The 16,492-nt window shown below is 40.0% G+C and carries 15 protein-coding genes; 7 read left to right on the top strand and 8 right to left on the bottom strand.

Translation table 11 applies throughout. The features are described from left to right. The first annotated feature begins 56 nt into the window (after nucleotides 1-56). The 3 genes from G509_RS0107340 to G509_RS22800 are packed head-to-tail and all read left to right on the top strand — an operon-like array spanning nucleotide 57 to nucleotide 3,616. Entirely contained in the window at nucleotides 57-806 is a 750-nt protein-coding gene (locus G509_RS0107340) for a CDP-alcohol phosphatidyltransferase family protein (protein ID WP_026990925.1), read from the top strand. 3 nt (nucleotides 807-809) lie between these two features. Further along, the gene (locus tag G509_RS0107345) at nucleotides 810-1,721 is read left to right on the top strand and encodes a glycoside hydrolase family 25 protein (RefSeq protein ID WP_081663260.1); all 912 of its coding nucleotides are present in this window, start codon (nucleotides 810-812) and stop codon (nucleotides 1,719-1,721) included. Then, nucleotides 1,721-3,616: an acyltransferase family protein gene (locus G509_RS22800; protein WP_051200036.1), complete on the top strand. Its 1,896-nt coding sequence runs from the start codon at nucleotides 1,721-1,723 to the stop codon at nucleotides 3,614-3,616. The genes G509_RS0107345 and G509_RS22800 overlap by 1 nt, the downstream gene beginning before the upstream one ends. A 32-nt stretch (nucleotides 3,617-3,648) precedes the next feature. Here the strand turns inward: G509_RS22800 and lptB are convergent, their stop codons facing one another. Genes lptB through G509_RS0107375 form a run of 5 tightly spaced genes read right to left on the bottom strand, consistent with a single transcriptional unit; the run spans nucleotide 3,649 to nucleotide 7,158 of the window. Next, nucleotides 3,649-4,443 carry an LPS export ABC transporter ATP-binding protein gene (lptB, locus tag G509_RS0107355; RefSeq protein WP_026990927.1) on the bottom strand — a complete coding sequence of 265 codons (795 nt, stop codon included), beginning with the start codon at nucleotides 4,441-4,443 and terminating at the stop codon, nucleotides 3,649-3,651. Nucleotides 4,444-4,453: 10 nt separating this feature from the next. Then, nucleotides 4,454-4,816 carry a carboxymuconolactone decarboxylase family protein gene (locus tag G509_RS0107360; protein WP_026990928.1) on the bottom strand — a complete coding sequence of 121 codons (363 nt, stop codon included), beginning with the start codon at nucleotides 4,814-4,816 and terminating at the stop codon, nucleotides 4,454-4,456. Further along, nucleotides 4,809-5,636: a twin-arginine translocase subunit TatC gene (tatC, locus tag G509_RS0107365; RefSeq protein WP_026990929.1), complete on the bottom strand. Its 828-nt coding sequence runs from the start codon at nucleotides 5,634-5,636 to the stop codon at nucleotides 4,809-4,811. Before tatC ends, G509_RS0107360 begins: the two co-directional genes overlap by 8 nt. An 11-nt stretch (nucleotides 5,637-5,647) precedes the next feature. Beyond that, on the bottom strand, nucleotides 5,648-6,193 hold the full coding sequence (locus G509_RS0107370) for a hypothetical protein (protein WP_026990930.1): 546 nt from the start codon (nucleotides 6,191-6,193) through the stop codon (nucleotides 5,648-5,650). Beyond that, a complete protein-coding gene (locus G509_RS0107375) occupies nucleotides 6,193-7,158 on the bottom strand; it encodes a KpsF/GutQ family sugar-phosphate isomerase (RefSeq protein ID WP_026990931.1) in 966 nt (321 codons plus the stop codon). The genes G509_RS0107370 and G509_RS0107375 overlap by 1 nt, the downstream gene beginning before the upstream one ends. Before the next feature lie 89 nt (nucleotides 7,159-7,247). Between G509_RS0107375 and recQ the strand changes: the two genes are divergently transcribed. Beyond that, the gene (gene recQ / locus G509_RS0107380) at nucleotides 7,248-9,443 is read left to right on the top strand and encodes a DNA helicase RecQ (RefSeq protein ID WP_026990932.1); all 2,196 of its coding nucleotides are present in this window, start codon (nucleotides 7,248-7,250) and stop codon (nucleotides 9,441-9,443) included. Nucleotides 9,444-9,527: 84 nt separating this feature from the next. On the opposite strand, the gene G509_RS0107390 is transcribed toward recQ, so the two are convergent. Together G509_RS0107390 and G509_RS0107395 are read right to left on the bottom strand one after the other, a co-directional pair. Continuing rightward, the gene (locus G509_RS0107390) at nucleotides 9,528-10,343 is read right to left on the bottom strand and encodes a hypothetical protein (RefSeq protein ID WP_026990933.1); all 816 of its coding nucleotides are present in this window, start codon (nucleotides 10,341-10,343) and stop codon (nucleotides 9,528-9,530) included. Nucleotides 10,344-10,531: 188 nt separating this feature from the next. Continuing rightward, complete coding sequence (locus G509_RS0107395) at nucleotides 10,532-10,768, bottom strand: hypothetical protein (RefSeq protein WP_035738665.1); 237 nt, start codon at nucleotides 10,766-10,768, stop codon at nucleotides 10,532-10,534. Between the two features lie 97 nt (nucleotides 10,769-10,865). Between G509_RS0107395 and G509_RS0107400 the strand changes: the two genes are divergently transcribed. From G509_RS0107400 to G509_RS0107410, 3 genes are all read left to right on the top strand, one after another. Then, complete coding sequence (locus tag G509_RS0107400) at nucleotides 10,866-12,668, top strand: hypothetical protein (protein WP_026990935.1); 1,803 nt, start codon at nucleotides 10,866-10,868, stop codon at nucleotides 12,666-12,668. A gap of 13 nt (nucleotides 12,669-12,681) precedes the next feature. Further along, nucleotides 12,682-13,734 (top strand): DUF2891 domain-containing protein, encoded by a 1,053-nt coding sequence (locus tag G509_RS21630; protein WP_035738668.1) that lies wholly within the window; start codon nucleotides 12,682-12,684, stop codon nucleotides 13,732-13,734. A 166-nt stretch (nucleotides 13,735-13,900) separates the two neighbouring features. Further along, the gene (locus tag G509_RS0107410; protein WP_026990936.1) at nucleotides 13,901-15,463 is read left to right on the top strand and encodes an NAD(P)/FAD-dependent oxidoreductase; all 1,563 of its coding nucleotides are present in this window, start codon (nucleotides 13,901-13,903) and stop codon (nucleotides 15,461-15,463) included. Nucleotides 15,464-15,507: 44 nt separating this feature from the next. Here the strand turns inward: G509_RS0107410 and G509_RS0107415 are convergent, their stop codons facing one another. Continuing rightward, nucleotides 15,508-16,455 carry a hypothetical protein gene (locus tag G509_RS0107415; RefSeq protein WP_026990937.1) on the bottom strand — a complete coding sequence of 316 codons (948 nt, stop codon included), beginning with the start codon at nucleotides 16,453-16,455 and terminating at the stop codon, nucleotides 15,508-15,510. Nucleotides 16,456-16,492: the final 37 nt, after the last annotated feature.

The following is a 16,492-nucleotide window of genomic DNA, read 5'->3' on the forward strand; positions in this document are numbered from 1 at the left end:
CTCCAATTCTATTAACTTATTGTGTTAACTTTGTGCTTATAAAAAAAATAGCTGCTATGCCTTTTAAGAAACACGTACCTAACCTTGTAACGCTGCTTAACCTTACGTCTGGCCTTATTGCCCTTGTGTATGCTTTTGATACCAATTGGCAAATGGCTTTTTTATGGGTATGTATAGGTATATTTTTTGATTTTTGGGATGGTTTTTTTGCACGCATTTTAAAAGTACAGAGCGAGCTTGGGCTTCAGCTGGATTCTTTAGCCGATATGGTTACCAGTGGCGTAGTACCGGGCATGATAATGTTCCAGATGCTGGTAGGCATTGCCGATAACCAGGAGGAGTACAACCTTAGCCCCGATAATTTTTATTTAGGCATGTTGCCTTATGTTGGTTTTATTATAACACTGGCCTCTTGCTACAGGTTGGCTAAATTTAATATAGATAAACGCCAAACCGATTCTTTTATAGGCCTGCCAACTCCGGCCAATGCCTTGTTTATTATGAGTCTTCCTGTTATACAGGCGCACAGCGATGGTACCGGCTATGTGTTTTCGTTACTAAGCAATCCGTATGTGCTAATAGGTATTAGCCTTTTGAGTGCCTTTATGCTTAACAGCGAGGTTAGGCTTTTTTCCCTAAAAATCAAATATTTTAATTGGGATACCAATAAAACACAGGTAATTTTTCTTGTAATATCTGTAGTATTACTGTTTTTATTGCAGTATATGGCTATACCGGTAATAATATTATTTTATGTGTTGCTATCGGCTATTATGGGTAAATACAATGCTAAAGCTGCACATTAGACTATGAAACGCGCGCCCGCAAAAAAGCAGGCGGCATCGCCAATGCGGGCCGTAGCAACAACTACGCATAAAAAGGCTGTACGCCGAAAACCCAAGCCTAAAGCTTCTAAAAAAGTTACTCCGGGAAAAATTCTTAAATATTCTTTCCTGCTCCTCGTTATATCTTTTATTGTGGCGGCCGGCTACCAGTACCGTCATGGGTTTTTATACTACCTTGGCTTTAAAACCAACAAGCGTATTGAGGCTATTACCAAAGAAGAAAAAAAAATTGCCAGCCTGCGCCTGTATGAAATTGTGGCCCGGCATAAAGACAAGGTATTTGGTATAGATGTATCGCACTACCAGGGCAAAATTAATTGGGATAGTATAGACCGCACTAAAGGCGAGTTTCCGCTTGATTTTGTATTTATCAGGTCTACCGCCGGAATTGATGATGATACCCAATTTGACCGTAACTGGAGCGAAGCTAAAAAGGGTGGATTTATGCGCGGTGCCTACCATTATTATCGTCCTAATGAAAACTCTCTTAAGCAGGCTGAAAACTTTATTAAAACCGTAAAGCTCGGTAAGGGCGATTTGCCCCCTGTTTTAGATATCGAAAAAATACCCAGCGAACAAAGTATGGACAGCCTTAAAAGCGGACTTAAGCGCTGGCTTGATAAGGTAGAGAAGCACTACGGCGTTAAACCTATTATTTACAGTGGCGAGAGTTTTTATACCGACTTTTTAAAACAGGAGTTTGAAGGCTACAACCTTTGGATTGCCAACTATAGTTTTTTTGAAGACGAAATTAGAAAAGAATGGCTCTTTTGGCAATTTACCGATAAAGGGGGCATAAAAGGGATTGATGGTTCAGTTGATGTTAATATTTATAATGGTAGCCTCTTTGAGCTTGAAAAATTGCGTATACAATAATGCTCCAAAACAATTCTGCTAAATATTTTAGATACGATATTAATGCCCTTAGGGCCATCGCAATTATTGGGGTGCTATTGTATCATTATAAGGTAGAATTATTTTCAGGGGGCTTTACCGGGGTAGATGTATTTTTTGTTATATCCGGTTATTTAATGAGCCGTGTTGTTATTGGGCAGATTGATAAGGGTACTTTCTCGTTTAATGAGTATTTTGAGAGGCGGCTGCACAGAATTGTGCCGGCTTTACTTTTTTTAGTAGCAGTGCTTACTGTAGTCTGTTTCTTTTTTTACCTGCCGGATGATTATAAAGCGAGCCTTAAAAATGCAGCATCCAGCATTTTGTTTTTATCCAATATATTTTACTGGTATAATTCTCCATCCTATTTTGATGCTTCGGCAGATACCAATATGTTTCTCCACACATGGTCATTGTCTGTAGAGTGGCAGTTTTATCTGGTATATCCCTTTGTTTTATTGCTTTTTAATAAAATTTTTAAAAGTAAACGCACTTTTAAAATTGTATTTATAGCGCTCACAATATTTGTGTTTGTTATGTCAGTTATAGTTTCTAATTACAATAGCAGCGCATCGTTTTACCTGCTGCCCACCCGCTCTTGGGAGATGCTTTTTGGCGGTATTGCCTTTTTTGCAGAAGGTAAATTAAGAGGGGCTGTGCTAACAAAAATTATCGCGATAGTAGGTTACTTGCTAATCTTAGCGAGTTTCTTTGCTCTTAAAGAATCACTGCTTTGGCCTGGTTTTTATACGCTTATACCCGTTGCGGGTGCATTTTTGGTAATTATAGCTAATTACAATGACTTTAAAATAGTACGAAATAACAGTCTGCAGTTTATAGGTAAAATATCCTACTCGCTTTATTTATGGCATTGGCCTGTGTATGTTGTAGCTCAGTATTATGGCATCGGAACAGGTTTTGCTGCCGTTCTTGGTTATTGTTTGCTGTCTGTAGTTTTAGGGTATACGTCATACAGGTGTGTGGAAACGTTGCAGTTTTCGGGCAAACGGACTATTGCTACTATTGCAGCAGGATTACTTATCGGAGTATTCTCTATACAATATTTTAATAGCAACAGAATAATGTATAGCAATAAAACACTTGCTATAGCGGCTAATTCGGGTATAAAGCGAAAGCCTTTTTTTAGTCAGTACCGTAAAGATACCTGCTTTGTAGAGTCTATGGCATCTTACAAAAAAAATACCTGTCTGTGTTTTGAAGGTGGTAAGAAAAATATATTGCTAATTGGTGATAGCCATTTAGCGCAGCTATCGCAATCTTTGCGGGAAGAATTTAAAGATGTCAATTTTTTACAGGCAACAGCAACAGGCACATTGCCAACCGTTAAAAGCTACTACAATAAGAAGAAAAATTTAAGGGTATTAATGGATTATGTTTTTTACGAATTTATCCCAAAAAATGCCGGTAAAATAGATGGGGTTATAATTAGCGGTAATTGGGCTGGGCAAAGTGTTGTAGATAAGCAGGCTATTTTGCATGGCCTTAAAGAAACTACAGCCTATTTAAAGCGCTATAAGATTAAGGCAATTGTTATTGGCCAGACCGAACGCTACACCGTGCCTTATCCGGTAATTGCAGCCAGGAGTTATGAATACGGGATTGATAACAACCAATTTTATCTTGACGATTACGCCATTAGTCTCAACAACTTTCTTAGCCCGAATTTAAAAGGAAGTTATGTTGATTTAATTAATACAAGTAGTTTTCCTGCGCTATCGGCCAAAAACCAGACGTACATGCGCGATAAAGATCATCTCACGAAATATGGCGCCGACCTGCTGGTGCAAAAAATAAAACAAGACAGTATAGCTAAAGCTTTTTTTGAGAATACTAAAAAACCGTTCGAAAAGAAGTAATTATTTTGCTTTTTGAACGGTTTTTGGTGTATTTAAAAATTTTCCTGATCTGGTACTGTGGCGTCGGCTTCTTCGCCTTTTGTTTTGTGGAAGTCGATCTTCTTTTTACGAAGCTCAAAGTTTTGGCCAAGGTATACTTTACGTACCATTTCGTCTTGTACCAACTCTTCGGGTATACCGGCTTTAAGGATGCCACCTTCAAACATCAGGTAAGTCTTATCTGTAATAGCAAGAGTTTCCTGTACGTTGTGGTCGGTAATTAATATACCAATATTCTTATCTTTAAGCTGAGCTACGATACGCTGAATGTCCTCGACCGCAACAGGGTCAACCCCCGCAAAAGGCTCATCCAAAAGAATGAATTTTGGGTCGGTTGCCAGTGCACGGGCAATTTCGGTACGGCGGCGTTCGCCACCACTCAATAAATCGCCGCGGTTGGTGCGTATGTGGTTTAGAGAGAATTCATCTATCAGAGCCTCCATTTTGGCTTCCTGCTCCTTTTTAGAAAGGGTAGTAAGCTGTAGCACACTCATAATATTATCTTCGATGCTTAACTTTCTAAAAACCGAAGCTTCCTGTGCCAGGTAGCCAATACCGTTTTGGGCACGCTTGTACATGGGGAAGTTGGTAATTTCCATGTCGTCCAGAAAAATCTTGCCGCTGTTGGGCTTTACAAGCCCCACGATCATGTAAAATGATGTTGTTTTACCTGCGCCATTTGGGCCAAGCAATCCTACAATTTCGCCCTGGTTAACTTCTACCGATATGCCTTTAACAACACTACGGCCTTTATATGTTTTTATTAAGTTATCTGCCCTTAATTTCATTGAGAGTATATTAAATAGTTTCGCCGGCGGCTTTTTCTTCCAGTGCTTCCCAAAATTCGTAAGCGCGGCGTAAATGCGGTATTACAATGGTACCGCCCACAAGGGTAGCAATACCCAGGGCTTCCATAACTTCATCTTTAGTAAGGCCTTCTTTGTGGCTGGTTTCTAAATGATACTTAACACAATCATCGCAACGCAATACTGCCGATGCCACAAGGCCCAGCAATTCTTTGGTTTTAACATCCAGCGCACCTGCCATGTATGCATTAGTATCCAGGTTAAAAATGCGTTTAACAATCTTGTTATTATCGGCCAAAAGCTTATCGTTCATCTTTTGGCGGTAGTCGTTAAAATCCTGTACTAAATCAGCCATTGGTTTCTTCAATTTTAGGTGTTTTGTTCATTCGGCCTGCAATAAGTATGCTTACTTCATAAAGTATAACCAGTGGTATTGTAACAATCATCTGGCTAACAACATCGGGTGGTGTAACTATTGCGGCAATAATTAATATTATTACAAACGCATACTTGCGGTACTTTCTCAAAAACCCTGCCGTTACAAGGCCTAACTTAGCCAGGAAGAAAATAATAATAGGCATTTCGAACACCAGTCCGCACGATATAACCGTGGTTTTAATAAGGCTAAGGTACGAGTCTAAGTCAATATTATTTTCTACAACATCGCTAATTTTATAATTGCCGAGAAAGTTTAGCGATAGCGGCATAATTAAGTAGTAGCCAAACAGCACCCCTAAAAAGAATAATATTGAAGTACTTACTATAAAGCCTACAGCGTGTTTGCGCTCTGTGTCGTACAATGCAGGGCGTATAAACTTCCATACCTGGAATAATATAAAAGGGAAAGCTAATATAAGGCCTGCGGTTATCGAGGTCCATATATCGGTACTAAACTGGCCGTCCATAGTACGGCTCTGGATGCTGAAAGGAAGCTCTGTAACGCAAAAACTTTTATCAAGGTCGTACTTATTAGCCAGGTCGCAAAAAAAGCGGTAGGTAATAAAATCGGCCCTTTTTGGGGCAAATATTATATTATTAAAAATATACTCGCTAAAGGCAAAGGCAACACAGGCGCCAATTAATATTGCAATTGTACTGCGAACAAGCAGCCATCTAAGTTCTTCAAGATGATCCAGGAACGACATTTCGCCGCCCACATTTTTGTTTTTTGCCATTAATAAAATATTTATTTAACTCTATACATTTCTTCAGGAGTACTTACATAATGACAAGAATTCTCAGGGTCATTATCTACTAAGCGCCAAAATTCGCAATAAGAATCATAAGATTCATCTGCAAAAGCTTCAAAATTCATTTTATTAGTAAAAGATATTTTAAAGCCTCCATAAGTATCAACTTTAGCGTCATTTATAACAAGATCGTTATCTGCTATTAACTTCTTAAGATTTACGTCGCGTTTATTTCCATCTATTTTATCCCATACAAAATCAGGCTCATATTCTGTTGACGTGGCTGAATTATAAACATCTGACCATCCAATTAAAATCTTTTTTTCATCAGTAATACGCCAGGCACATTGTATGTGAAGTGCATATTTGTCGTCATCACCTATTACTGCCGAACCTTCATCTTTATTCGTGTTGACTTTAATGCATTCCATATTTCCTGTCCTTGTTGTGCTTGTTATACTTAAGCCTACAAGTTTAGATAGTATATCGTTAAAAGTATCAACCGTAAGTATTTCTATGTTCTCTTCGTTATCTTCAGCCATTATACTATTCCTTCTTTTAAAATATCGTGCAGGTGCAATATGCCCTTATATTCGCCGTCGTCTGCCACTACAAGCTGTGTAATGGCGTAATTTTCCATGGTATTTAAAGCTTCAGATACCATGCTTGCTGTTGTAATTGTTTTGGGGTTGCGCGTCATTACATCGGCAGCGGTAACCCCGGCAATATTATCGCGGTCGTTAAGCATTCGCCTAATATCGCCATCGGTAATAATACCTGTAACCTTATTGTTTTCAACCACTGCAGTAACCCCAAGCCTTTTTTCAGAGATCTCTACAATAGCTGTTTTAATGCTTGAGTCTGGTGCTACCATTGGTTTGTGCGTGCCATCTAACATATCGCCAACACGCAGCAAAAGTTTCTTGCCCAATGCACCACCGGGATGGTACTTAGCAAAATCTTCGCTGGTAAAGTTACGCATTTCCATAAGGCAAACCGCCAGTGCATCGCCTAAAACCAATTGTGCTGTTGTACTGTTGGTAGGGGCAAGGTTTAAAGGGTCGGCCTCCTGACTAACATACGCATGAAGTACAAAATCGGATTGTTTTCCTAAAAACGAATTTTTATTTGCCGTTATGCCAATAAGTGCATTGCCAAAACGTTTAAGTAAAGGTACCAGTATTTTAATTTCGGGGCTGTTGCCGCTTTTAGAAAGGCAAATGGCAACATCATCGGGCTGCAGCATGCCAAGATCGCCATGTATGGCTTCGGCGGCGTGCAAAAATACCGATGGGGTGCCGGTAGAATTAAGGGTAGCAACAATTTTAGCAGCAATTAGGGCGCTTTTGCCAATGCCGGTAATAACAAGGCGGCCTTTAGCGTTGTATATTGTTTGTACAGACTTTGCAAAATCCTCGTCCAGGTACTGCGTTAGTGCGGCAATGCTCTCACTTTCAGAAAGTATGGTTTTTCTGGCAGAGGCCAGTATTGCTTCGTTGTTTATCAAACTTGCTAAATGTTTAAAAAGTTGCGGGATTAAAAGATTTTTGTATCTTTATGTTCTGCAAATTTATGTAAATTACTATAATTGATATAATGAAATCGACCGAAATTGACTTACATAAAGAGTTAAAAAAATATTTTGGTTTTAACAAATTTAAGGGCCTGCAGGAAGGTGTTGTACGCAGTATCATCTCAGGCAATAACACATTTGTAATAATGCCTACCGGTGGTGGCAAGTCGCTGTGTTATCAGCTGCCCGCACTGGTGCTCGAAGGGACTGCCATTGTGGTATCCCCCCTTATTGCGCTTATGAAAAACCAGGTAGATGCTATACGCTCCCTGTCTTCAGAAGCCGGCATAGCCCACGTATTAAACTCATCGCTTACCAAAACAGAGATAAACCAGGTTAAGAAAGATATTACGTCTGGCCTTACCAAACTGCTGTATGTGGCACCGGAGTCGCTTACTAAAGAAGAATACACTGCTTTTTTAAAGGGCGTGCCAATTTCTTTTGTGGCGATAGACGAAGCGCACTGTATATCAGAATGGGGACACGATTTCCGACCGGAATACCGTAACCTGCGTTCTATCATCCGTAACTTGGGCGATGTACCGGTTATTGGCCTTACCGCCACCGCTACGCCAAAGGTTCAGGAAGATATACTTAAAAACCTGGACATGACCGATGCCAACACTTTTAAGGCATCGTTTAACAGGCCTAACCTGTATTATGAAATTCGCCCGAAGACTAAAAATGTAGAGGGAGACATAATTAGGTTTATACGCCTGCACAAAGGCAAAAGCGGGGTTATATACTGCCTTAGCCGTAAAAAAGTAGAAGAAATAGCCCAGGTGCTGCAGGTAAATGGCATTAGTGCCGTACCCTACCATGCAGGGCTTGACGCCAAAACGCGTGCCCGCCACCAGGATATGTTCCTTATGGAAGATGTAGATGTGGTTGTGGCTACCATTGCATTTGGTATGGGTATAGATAAGCCCGATGTTAGGTTTGTAATTCACCATGATATTCCAAAATCGTTAGAAAGCTATTACCAGGAAACAGGCCGCGCAGGCCGCGATGGGGGCGAAGGCCACTGCCTTGCCTATTATGCTTATAAGGATATTGAGAAACTGGAGAAATTTATGAGCGGCAAACCCGTTGCCGAACAGGAAATTGGTTTTGCATTATTGCAGGAGGTTGTGGCGTATGCCGAAACATCGATGTCGCGCCGTAAATTCTTACTCCATTATTTTGGGGAGGAGTTTGACGCCGAAAATGGTGAAGGTGCCGAGATGGATGATAACATACGTAACCCTAAAAAGAAAAAAGAAGCTAAAGACCAGGTGGTTACCCTGCTTGAAATAGTTAGGGATACCAAGATGCTGTATAAGAGTAAAGAAATTGTTTACACACTTACCGGCAAGGTTAATGCCGTTATAAAAGCGCATAGAACTGATGCCCAGCCATTTTTTGGCATTGGTAAAGATTTTGACGAGAAGTTTTGGATGGCTCTTATAAGGCAGGTACTTGTAGTAGACTTTTTATCTAAAGATATTGAGACCTATGGTGTTATTAAGCTTACCAAAAAAGGAGAGGAGTTTATAAAGAACCCGCACTCTTTTATGATGAGCGAAGACCATGACTATAATGATAGCGAAGAAGAAGCTGTAGCAACCGCTGCCAAAGCAACCGGCGTAGCCGATGAGGCGCTTGCCGCCATGCTTAAAGACCTGCGTAAAAAAGTAGCCAAAAAACTTAGCGTGCCGCCATTTGTGGTGTTTCAGGACCCATCGTTGGAAGATATGGCACTTAAATATCCTGTTTCCATAGAGGAGTTAAGCGGTATACACGGCGTAGGCGAAGGTAAAGCCAAGAAATATGGTAAAGACTTTGTAGAGCTTATTACCCGCTATGTAGAAGATAACGATATTATGCGTCCGGACGATCTTGTGGTTAAAACCACTGGAGCTAATTCGGCACTTAAATTATATATTATTCAGAATATCGACAGGAAACTGTCTTTAAACGATATTGCAAAAGCTAAAGGCCTGGCTATGGATGCCCTGCTTAAAGAAATGGAGCAAATTGTTTACAGCGGTACCAAACTTAACATTAAGTATTGGGTAGATGATATTTTGGATGATGAGCAACAAGAAGAAATTCATGACTACTACATGGAAAGTGAAACCGATAGCATTAATGACGCCCTTAAAGAATTTGATGGCGATTATGATACCGAAGAGCTCAGGTTAATGCGCATTAAGTTTATTAGCGAAGTAGCGAATTAGTTGTTGGTTAACGGTTAACAGTTGTCAGAAAAAAAAGCAGCGATGGTAGTACCATCGCTGCTTTTTTGTTTAGATGCACTCTGATTAATATTTTGCTGCATCGACACCCTTATTGTAGCTAATATAAAATTTATCTGCCGATATGTAATTTGATGCATTAACACTTTTACTTTCTCCACATTCTTTACTACGTTGTACAGAAAAGAATTCGCTGCTTGGGTGGTTAGAAATTTCTGAAATATAAAATTCGTTTTGAAACTTTACAGTATTACCGGCACCTACATTGTAAGATATACGGTTGCTAAAAACAAGTGGACTATCGTCTTTGGTATAATTTACCGGACTAACCTGTTTTTTTGATGGATATTTAAGCAGGTTGCAGTTTTTTATCCTCAGCTCATTTATTGAAAATTCTGAAATTATTTTAGATGTTTTTGCTGGCACGCACACAGTTTTACTCTCGGTTACAGCAATTGAAGATCCGGATGAATGTACAATACCCTTTTGTAATGACTGCATACCGAAAAGCGGCACAAAAAGCCCATTTAATTGTACTGCTGCAGTTGTTTTTTTATCGATAGATAAACTTTGTTCGTTACTGGTAGTATAAATACGGTTTTTAAAATAGTCATAGGCAAAATCGTTTAGTACAAAATAACTGTCAGAAAGGTTAATTGTAATGTTTTCATTTGTTTTGTTGTAAAAAATAAACCCTGCATTTCCGGCCTCGCTCCAGAAGTTATAGGTAACCTTACAACTTTCATCTTCATAAATAAGATCTCCCTGTTGATTGGATTTATTGACCGGAGTGGCTTTGTACAGCTGATAATATACTGTTGTAGAGCAAGATGTTGTTGTTAAAGCTATAATAGCGATAAGGAGAAAAAGTCGAAATTTCATTTTGATATTTTTGAAGGTTAATTGTTAAATTTAAGTTTTTTTTAACACATTAACCTATACCCATTAATGGGTATTTTTTGGGATAAAACACCTACTAAAATCCCTTTAAAACTTCAATTAATTGACCGTTGTTAAGGTTCGCTATAATTTGATGAAGCTGCCAATAACTAATAACTTACAACTATCAACTACCCCTCATAAAGCTCCCCACGGTGCGGTTTAAGGGCATCGCGTACTGCTACCATGTGCTCATCGGTTACAACCATAAAGGCAATGGCATGCATGTCATTTAAAATGGTAAACCCTGTAATGTTAAGTGGTAGTTTTTCTATGGTTATAAATTCTTTTAAATGAATTTCGTGATGTTCGGCGGTTTTAGCAGCAGCAGGGCCTCTAAAATCCCATATAAGTTTTATTTTTCTCATTGTAATGCGCAAAGTTTCAGGTTGGCAAAGTTACAAAGTTTGATGCCTGCTTAAATACAGAATAAATATGTATTTTTGGAATTACACACCATAGTAAATGAAATTCAGCTTTTTTAATCTAAAAAATATATTTGTGCTTTTGTTACTGCTCCTGCAAATATGCGGCTATGCACAAACGCCTGCCAGGGTAAAGCCAGCTCCAGCAAAATCGTTGCAGGCTCAGCAAATTCAACCCTCTTTAAACTCAATACCTGCTGTTGCAACAATAGCCGATTTGCGAAACCTGATTGCGAAACCTGACGATGTTGTGTATGTAAAATATCATAGCAATAGCATCGATGGTGGTGGTGGACATTTTATGTGGCGTACTGATGCTATTTTTAAAGACAGTAAATCGTATTTTAGTAAAGATAACGATGGTACGTTAATAAAAGCTAAAAGCGCAACCGGAGGCATGTGGGTTAGGCAATATGATGGCTATGTTAATCTGAGATATTTTGGTGCAAACAGCAAAAATACTAACGAGAAGTTACAGGCAGCTATAGATTTTGCATCGCATAATAATGATAATAATGCACCAACAAAAAGTACCACTGTTTATATACCTAATGGCGGTTGGCTTGTAGATAAAATAGACCTTAAAAATGGTGTTAATATAACAGGAGACTCAAAAGAATTAACAATACTGTATGCTAAAACAGCTGAAGAAGGAGGTACAGAAGTACCCTATCTTTTCGAAGTTCCGTCGGGTCCTGTTAATGTGTCCATTTCAAACCTTAAAATTTTGGGAGGTGTAAAATTCAGGGAGACTGTACCATTTAAAGGTTGTTTTCATTTTAAAGCCAGTGCATCTAAAAATAACGATGGGGGCACGTGGTCGTCATCATTTAAAAATATAGATATTATTGGTTTTAGGGGTAATGGAATTTATTTAGAAGGCGGGGTAACCGGCAATTTGCCAAATCAGTTCCTGCTGTTTGAAATGATAAATGTGGGAATGAGTACAGAGTCGCCCAAATCAAGCTCAGCGCTAAAAATTACAGGGCAGCAGGGGCAGCTAACATTTTTAAATTCGGCATTTAACGGATTTAATAACAACAATACTTTTCATAAAGGCCATGTTGTAGATATATCGTACGGGCCTGGTATAGAAAATTTAGGATCGTACTCGGCGGTGGTGTCGTTTATAAATTCTACGTTTCAGGAAGGCGATCATGGGGTATATATCAACTACGCCGAAAATGTAACCATAGATAATTGCTGGTTCGAGAACCTGGGCAATGCTGTTACAGTTGATGGCTCAGACCACGCCTGTAACAGTATAAACATACTAAATAACCGCTTTGCCAACGCTGCGGGCTATGGGGCATTACCGGTAGTGGCTCCTAATATTTTGCAGGGTGCCTGTGTAACGGTAATAAATTCTCTGGTAACAATAGCAAATAATTACGTAACGGCCAGCGATTTAAACAGCAGCAAAATTACCGATGATTATTTTATAATGGCAACCGGTTTGCCGGAAAGTATTAATCCCGGTGTAGAGGCTTATGGAAATAATTATGCATCGCCTGTTATGGATATGAGTACAGGTATTGTGCCGCGATTAACCAGTATTAGAGATAATATATTAGAATGCGGGCACAATAAAATGGTAGTTGCTAACAACGTGTCTGGCGTAGTAAACATTATAAATTCTACTGTAAATGCGGGTGAAACATTATACATTAAATCCGCTGGCCGCACTATTACTTTTAAAGAAACCAATAGGGGCAACCTGCTTTTAAGTAAAACAGGAAGTCTTACTTTGAACGATGGTGAAGTAGCGGGCTTTACAAAAATGGACGACCCCGATGGCAATCCGGCTGTTTACCAACTTACATCGGTTATAAAAAATCAATAACATAAAAACTTTAATGAAACACTATCTAACTGCCTTACTTTTTGTTACCTCGATAACTTTTGCACAAGATTTGACCTTAGAGCGTGCCAATGGGCTTGCCAAACTGCCGCTTAAATGCCTGCAACAGGAATATCCTAACAAGCTAAGCCAGCTATTAGCTGATGAAACCGAACTTGCCGGGCCTAAAAAGCTGCATCCCGCTTTTTACGGCTGTTTCGACTGGCATTCGTCGGTGCACGGGCATTGGAGCCTCGTGTATCTGTTAAAGCATTTTCCAAACCTTGAAAACAGGCAGGATATCATCAATAAGTTGAAGGTAAATCTTTCTAAAGACAACATACAGCAGGAGGTGGCTTACCTGAGCAAACCTCACGAAAAATCATACGAACGTACCTACGGTTGGGCGTGGGTATTAAAGCTTCAGTTGGAGTTGGAGACTACTAACGAGGCTTATGTCCAAGAAATGGCTGCCAATTTAAAACCGTTGAGCGATCTTATTATACAGCGCTACATAGAGTTTTTGCCTAAATTAAACTATCCGTTAAGGGTGGGAACGCATCCTAACACCGCCTTTGGTATGGCACTTGCATGGGATTATGCCGTGCATGCCAATAACCTGCCGCTGCAAAACAGCCTTCGCGACAACGCACTTCGACTTTTTAAAAATGATGCCGACTGCCCCTTTGCATGGGAGCCCAGCGGTACTGATTTTCTGTCGCCATGTATGGAAGAAATTGCCATTATGCAGCGTGTTATGCCGGAGAAAGAATTCTTGAAATGGCTAAAAGATTTCGCAAAACCATTATTCGATAAAAACTATAAGTGGGAGCCAGGTAAAGTGTCAGACCGTAGCGATGGCCACCTTGTACACCTGGACGGACTTAATTTTAGCCGCGCCTGGAACCTATACCACCTTGCCAAACAATATCCTAAACAACTGGGACATTTAAAAACCCTTGCCGATGTGCACTTAAACTACTCGCTACCTGCTATTGTAGATGGTAATTACGAGGGCGAGCACTGGTTGGCGTCTTTCGCCTTGCATGCCTTTGAAGAGAATGAGTAAATCAGTAGGCAGTCGCAGTTTACAGTAGGCAGTGTTCAGTCGCAGTTTACAGTTAATAAGTGAGTGATGTTATCCTGAGCGAAGTGCAACGGAGTCGAAGGATCTAATAATACATTGCAAAAATTGTGCATTGGCTATAAACAAAAATATTGCTTATTTTTGCCCTATGCCAAGAGAACTTCAAATACAGGTAGCCCCGGAGGTTGCCGCACAGCAGCCTTTACTAACGCAGCATATTGCTAAATTAATGCAGGTAAACCCTGTAGATATTAGTCATATTGCCATAATAAAGCGCTCTATAGATGCCCGCCAGAAAGCTATTAAGATAAACCTTAAGGTGGCGGTGTATTATAAAGAAGAATATACCGAAAAACCTACGCCGCTACCCAATTATAAAGATGTTTCTAACAGTCCAGAAGTTATAATTATAGGTGCCGGGCCAGCAGGCCTTTTTGCAGCTTTGCAGTTAATTGAACTCGGTATAAAACCAATAGTTTTAGAAAGAGGTAAAGATGTGCAGGAGCGCCGCCGCGACCTTAAAGCTATTAACCGCGACCATATTGTTAGCGAAGACAGCAACTATTGCTATGGTGAAGGCGGTGCCGGAACGTATTCTGATGGTAAGCTGTACACCCGTTCTAAAAAGCGCGGTGATGTAGACCGTATCCTTCAGCTTTTTGTGGCTTTTGGTGCGTCTGACGAAATTTTGGTTGAAGCCCACCCGCACATAGGTACCAATAAACTGCCTAAGATTATTGCGTCTATGCGCGAAAAGATACTGGAGTTTGGCGGACAGGTGTTGTTTGAAACCCGAGTAACCGATATTTTGGTAAAAGATAATGAGGTGCAGGGCGTGGTGACCCAAAAAGGTGACACCATAAATGCTAAGAAAGTAATATTGGCAACGGGCCACTCTGCCCGGGATATTTTTGAATTACTCGACCGTAAGAAAATTTATATAGAGGCCAAACCGTTTGCCCTTGGCGTTCGTGCCGAGCATCCGCAAAGCTTAATAGACAGTATACAGTACAGTTGCGATTTTAATACAGGCCGTGGCGAATTTTTGCCACCTGCCCCGTATGCTATTGTAAAGCAGGTTAACGGCCGTGGCATGTATTCGTTTTGTATGTGTCCCGGTGGGGTAATTGCCCCGTGTGCCACCAGCCCCGGCGAGGTGGTAACCAACGGTTGGAGTCCCTCTAAACGCGACCAGGAAACCGCCAACTCCGGTATTGTAGTAGAGCTTAAACTGGAAGATTTTGCTCCGTTTGCCAAATTTGGCGCGTTGGCCGGAATGGAATTCCAAAAAAGTATAGAGCAGCGTGCCTGGCACCTTGCCGGCGAAACACAACGTGTACCCGCCCAGCGAATGATCGACTTTACACAAAGCAAAGTATCGGCAGATATACCAAAAACGTCTTATGTTCCGGGTACTACACCGGTAGAATTAGGCCAGGTATTCCCCGGGTTTTTAACGCAGACTTTGCGTCAGGGTTTTATAGATTTCGGCAAATCGATGCGCGGCTACTTAACTAACGAAGCCATATTGCATGCTCCAGAATCGCGTACATCATCGCCGGTGCGCATACCCCGCGACCCAGAAACTTTAGAGCATGTGCAAATAAAAGGCCTTTACCCGTGTGGCGAAGGTGCAGGCTACGCAGGTGGTATTATCTCTGCAGCCATAGATGGCGAAAAGTGCGCCCTTAAATGTGCTGATTTGGTGTAGGGCTATTGCTTTTTAGGTTCGTCCTGAACAGGTTCCACTTTATTCTATTTAATGTAGAAAACCTTTTTAATACCATCAATATACATTCGGTAAGTTAGTTTCTTGTCATGCAGGCGCTTACTGTATTTAGGAAATATTAGAAAGAACATAAAGATGGCCAGGCTTGCAAGGAAAGTATAAAATACCCATATTAGTGTAAACCGGTTGTTACTTTGGGGGCGCTCAAAAACCGGCCTCAAAATAATATTACTCTTATTATTAATCAAGTTTGATTGCTGTTGTGCTGCGATGAGATATTTTTCTGAGTCTACAGATTTTGGCAGCCTTTCGAAAAGATTTGAAGCGTAATAGTTGTGATTTCTTACCTCCCGATTACACATTTCTGTAAAACCTTTAAACTCATTATCTTTTTGTTTACCCGTAAGCTTATTATAAATAAGCTTTTTAAATTGTATACCGTACCAGTATTGTATAGGTTGTTGCGCATACTGGGTTTTAAATGGCGTTACAAAATACATGGTTAGTATAGTTTTATTACCGAATTTACTTTCAGATATTTCAGAATATTTACGTATTCGGGTGGTATCTATCTCATAAGTGTCTAAATAGTAATAGCGTGCTTTTTCAAACTTCGAAATGCTTTCTACATTATTTAAGGTAATTATTTTTGAAGTGGTAACTGTAATGTACTTTTGTGTAATAATGCCCATCATAATCATGGTAAACATGGCAATTATAGCAATGCTTCCTTCAGACCGTGCATTTTTATATATCAGTATTGTTGTACGCGGGTTTAGCCAAATAAAAATGGGTAACATTGGTAAAAACAAGGGTAGCCATAGTTCCCACAGTTCTTCGTTTATTTCTATACTGTTAAAGTAGATGCTAAAAATCCACCTGAATAGAGCAAGCCCACCAACGGTGTACAATGTGATTTTTAAAAAGGGCGGGAGCAGGTACTTTGCCTTTATTATATAGTTTTCGAAACTCATTTATCGTGAATAGTTTAAACGCCGCATTTCTTGTAAG

Origin of the sequence: Flavobacterium subsaxonicum WB 4.1-42 = DSM 21790, assembly GCF_000422725.1 — a bacterium.
In the GTDB taxonomy this organism is placed as follows: Bacteria; Bacteroidota; Bacteroidia; order Flavobacteriales; family Flavobacteriaceae; genus Flavobacterium; species Flavobacterium subsaxonicum.

Coding starts and splice junctions, on each gene's coding strand:
- G509_RS0107340 (WP_026990925.1), top strand. CDS start 57: ATGCCTTTTAAGAAACACGTACCTAACCTTGTAACGCTGCTTAACCTT.
- G509_RS0107345 (WP_081663260.1), top strand. CDS start 810: ATGAAACGCGCGCCCGCAAAAAAGCAGGCGGCATCGCCAATGCGGGCC.
- G509_RS22800 (WP_051200036.1), top strand. CDS start 1,721: ATGCTCCAAAACAATTCTGCTAAATATTTTAGATACGATATTAATGCC.
- lptB (WP_026990927.1), bottom strand. CDS start 4,443: ATGAAATTAAGGGCAGATAACTTAATAAAAACATATAAAGGCCGTAGT.
- G509_RS0107360 (WP_026990928.1), bottom strand. CDS start 4,816: ATGGCTGATTTAGTACAGGATTTTAACGACTACCGCCAAAAGATGAAC.
- tatC (WP_026990929.1), bottom strand. CDS start 5,636: ATGGCAAAAAACAAAAATGTGGGCGGCGAAATGTCGTTCCTGGATCAT.
- G509_RS0107370 (WP_026990930.1), bottom strand. CDS start 6,193: ATGGCTGAAGATAACGAAGAGAACATAGAAATACTTACGGTTGATACT.
- recQ (WP_026990932.1), top strand. CDS start 7,248: ATGAAATCGACCGAAATTGACTTACATAAAGAGTTAAAAAAATATTTT.
- G509_RS0107390 (WP_026990933.1), bottom strand. CDS start 10,343: ATGAAATTTCGACTTTTTCTCCTTATCGCTATTATAGCTTTAACAACA.
- G509_RS0107395 (WP_035738665.1), bottom strand. CDS start 10,768: ATGAGAAAAATAAAACTTATATGGGATTTTAGAGGCCCTGCTGCTGCT.
- G509_RS0107400 (WP_026990935.1), top strand. CDS start 10,866: ATGAAATTCAGCTTTTTTAATCTAAAAAATATATTTGTGCTTTTGTTA.
- G509_RS21630 (WP_035738668.1), top strand. CDS start 12,682: ATGAAACACTATCTAACTGCCTTACTTTTTGTTACCTCGATAACTTTT.
- G509_RS0107410 (WP_026990936.1), top strand. CDS start 13,901: ATGCCAAGAGAACTTCAAATACAGGTAGCCCCGGAGGTTGCCGCACAG.
- G509_RS0107415 (WP_026990937.1), bottom strand. CDS start 16,455: ATGAGTTTCGAAAACTATATAATAAAGGCAAAGTACCTGCTCCCGCCC.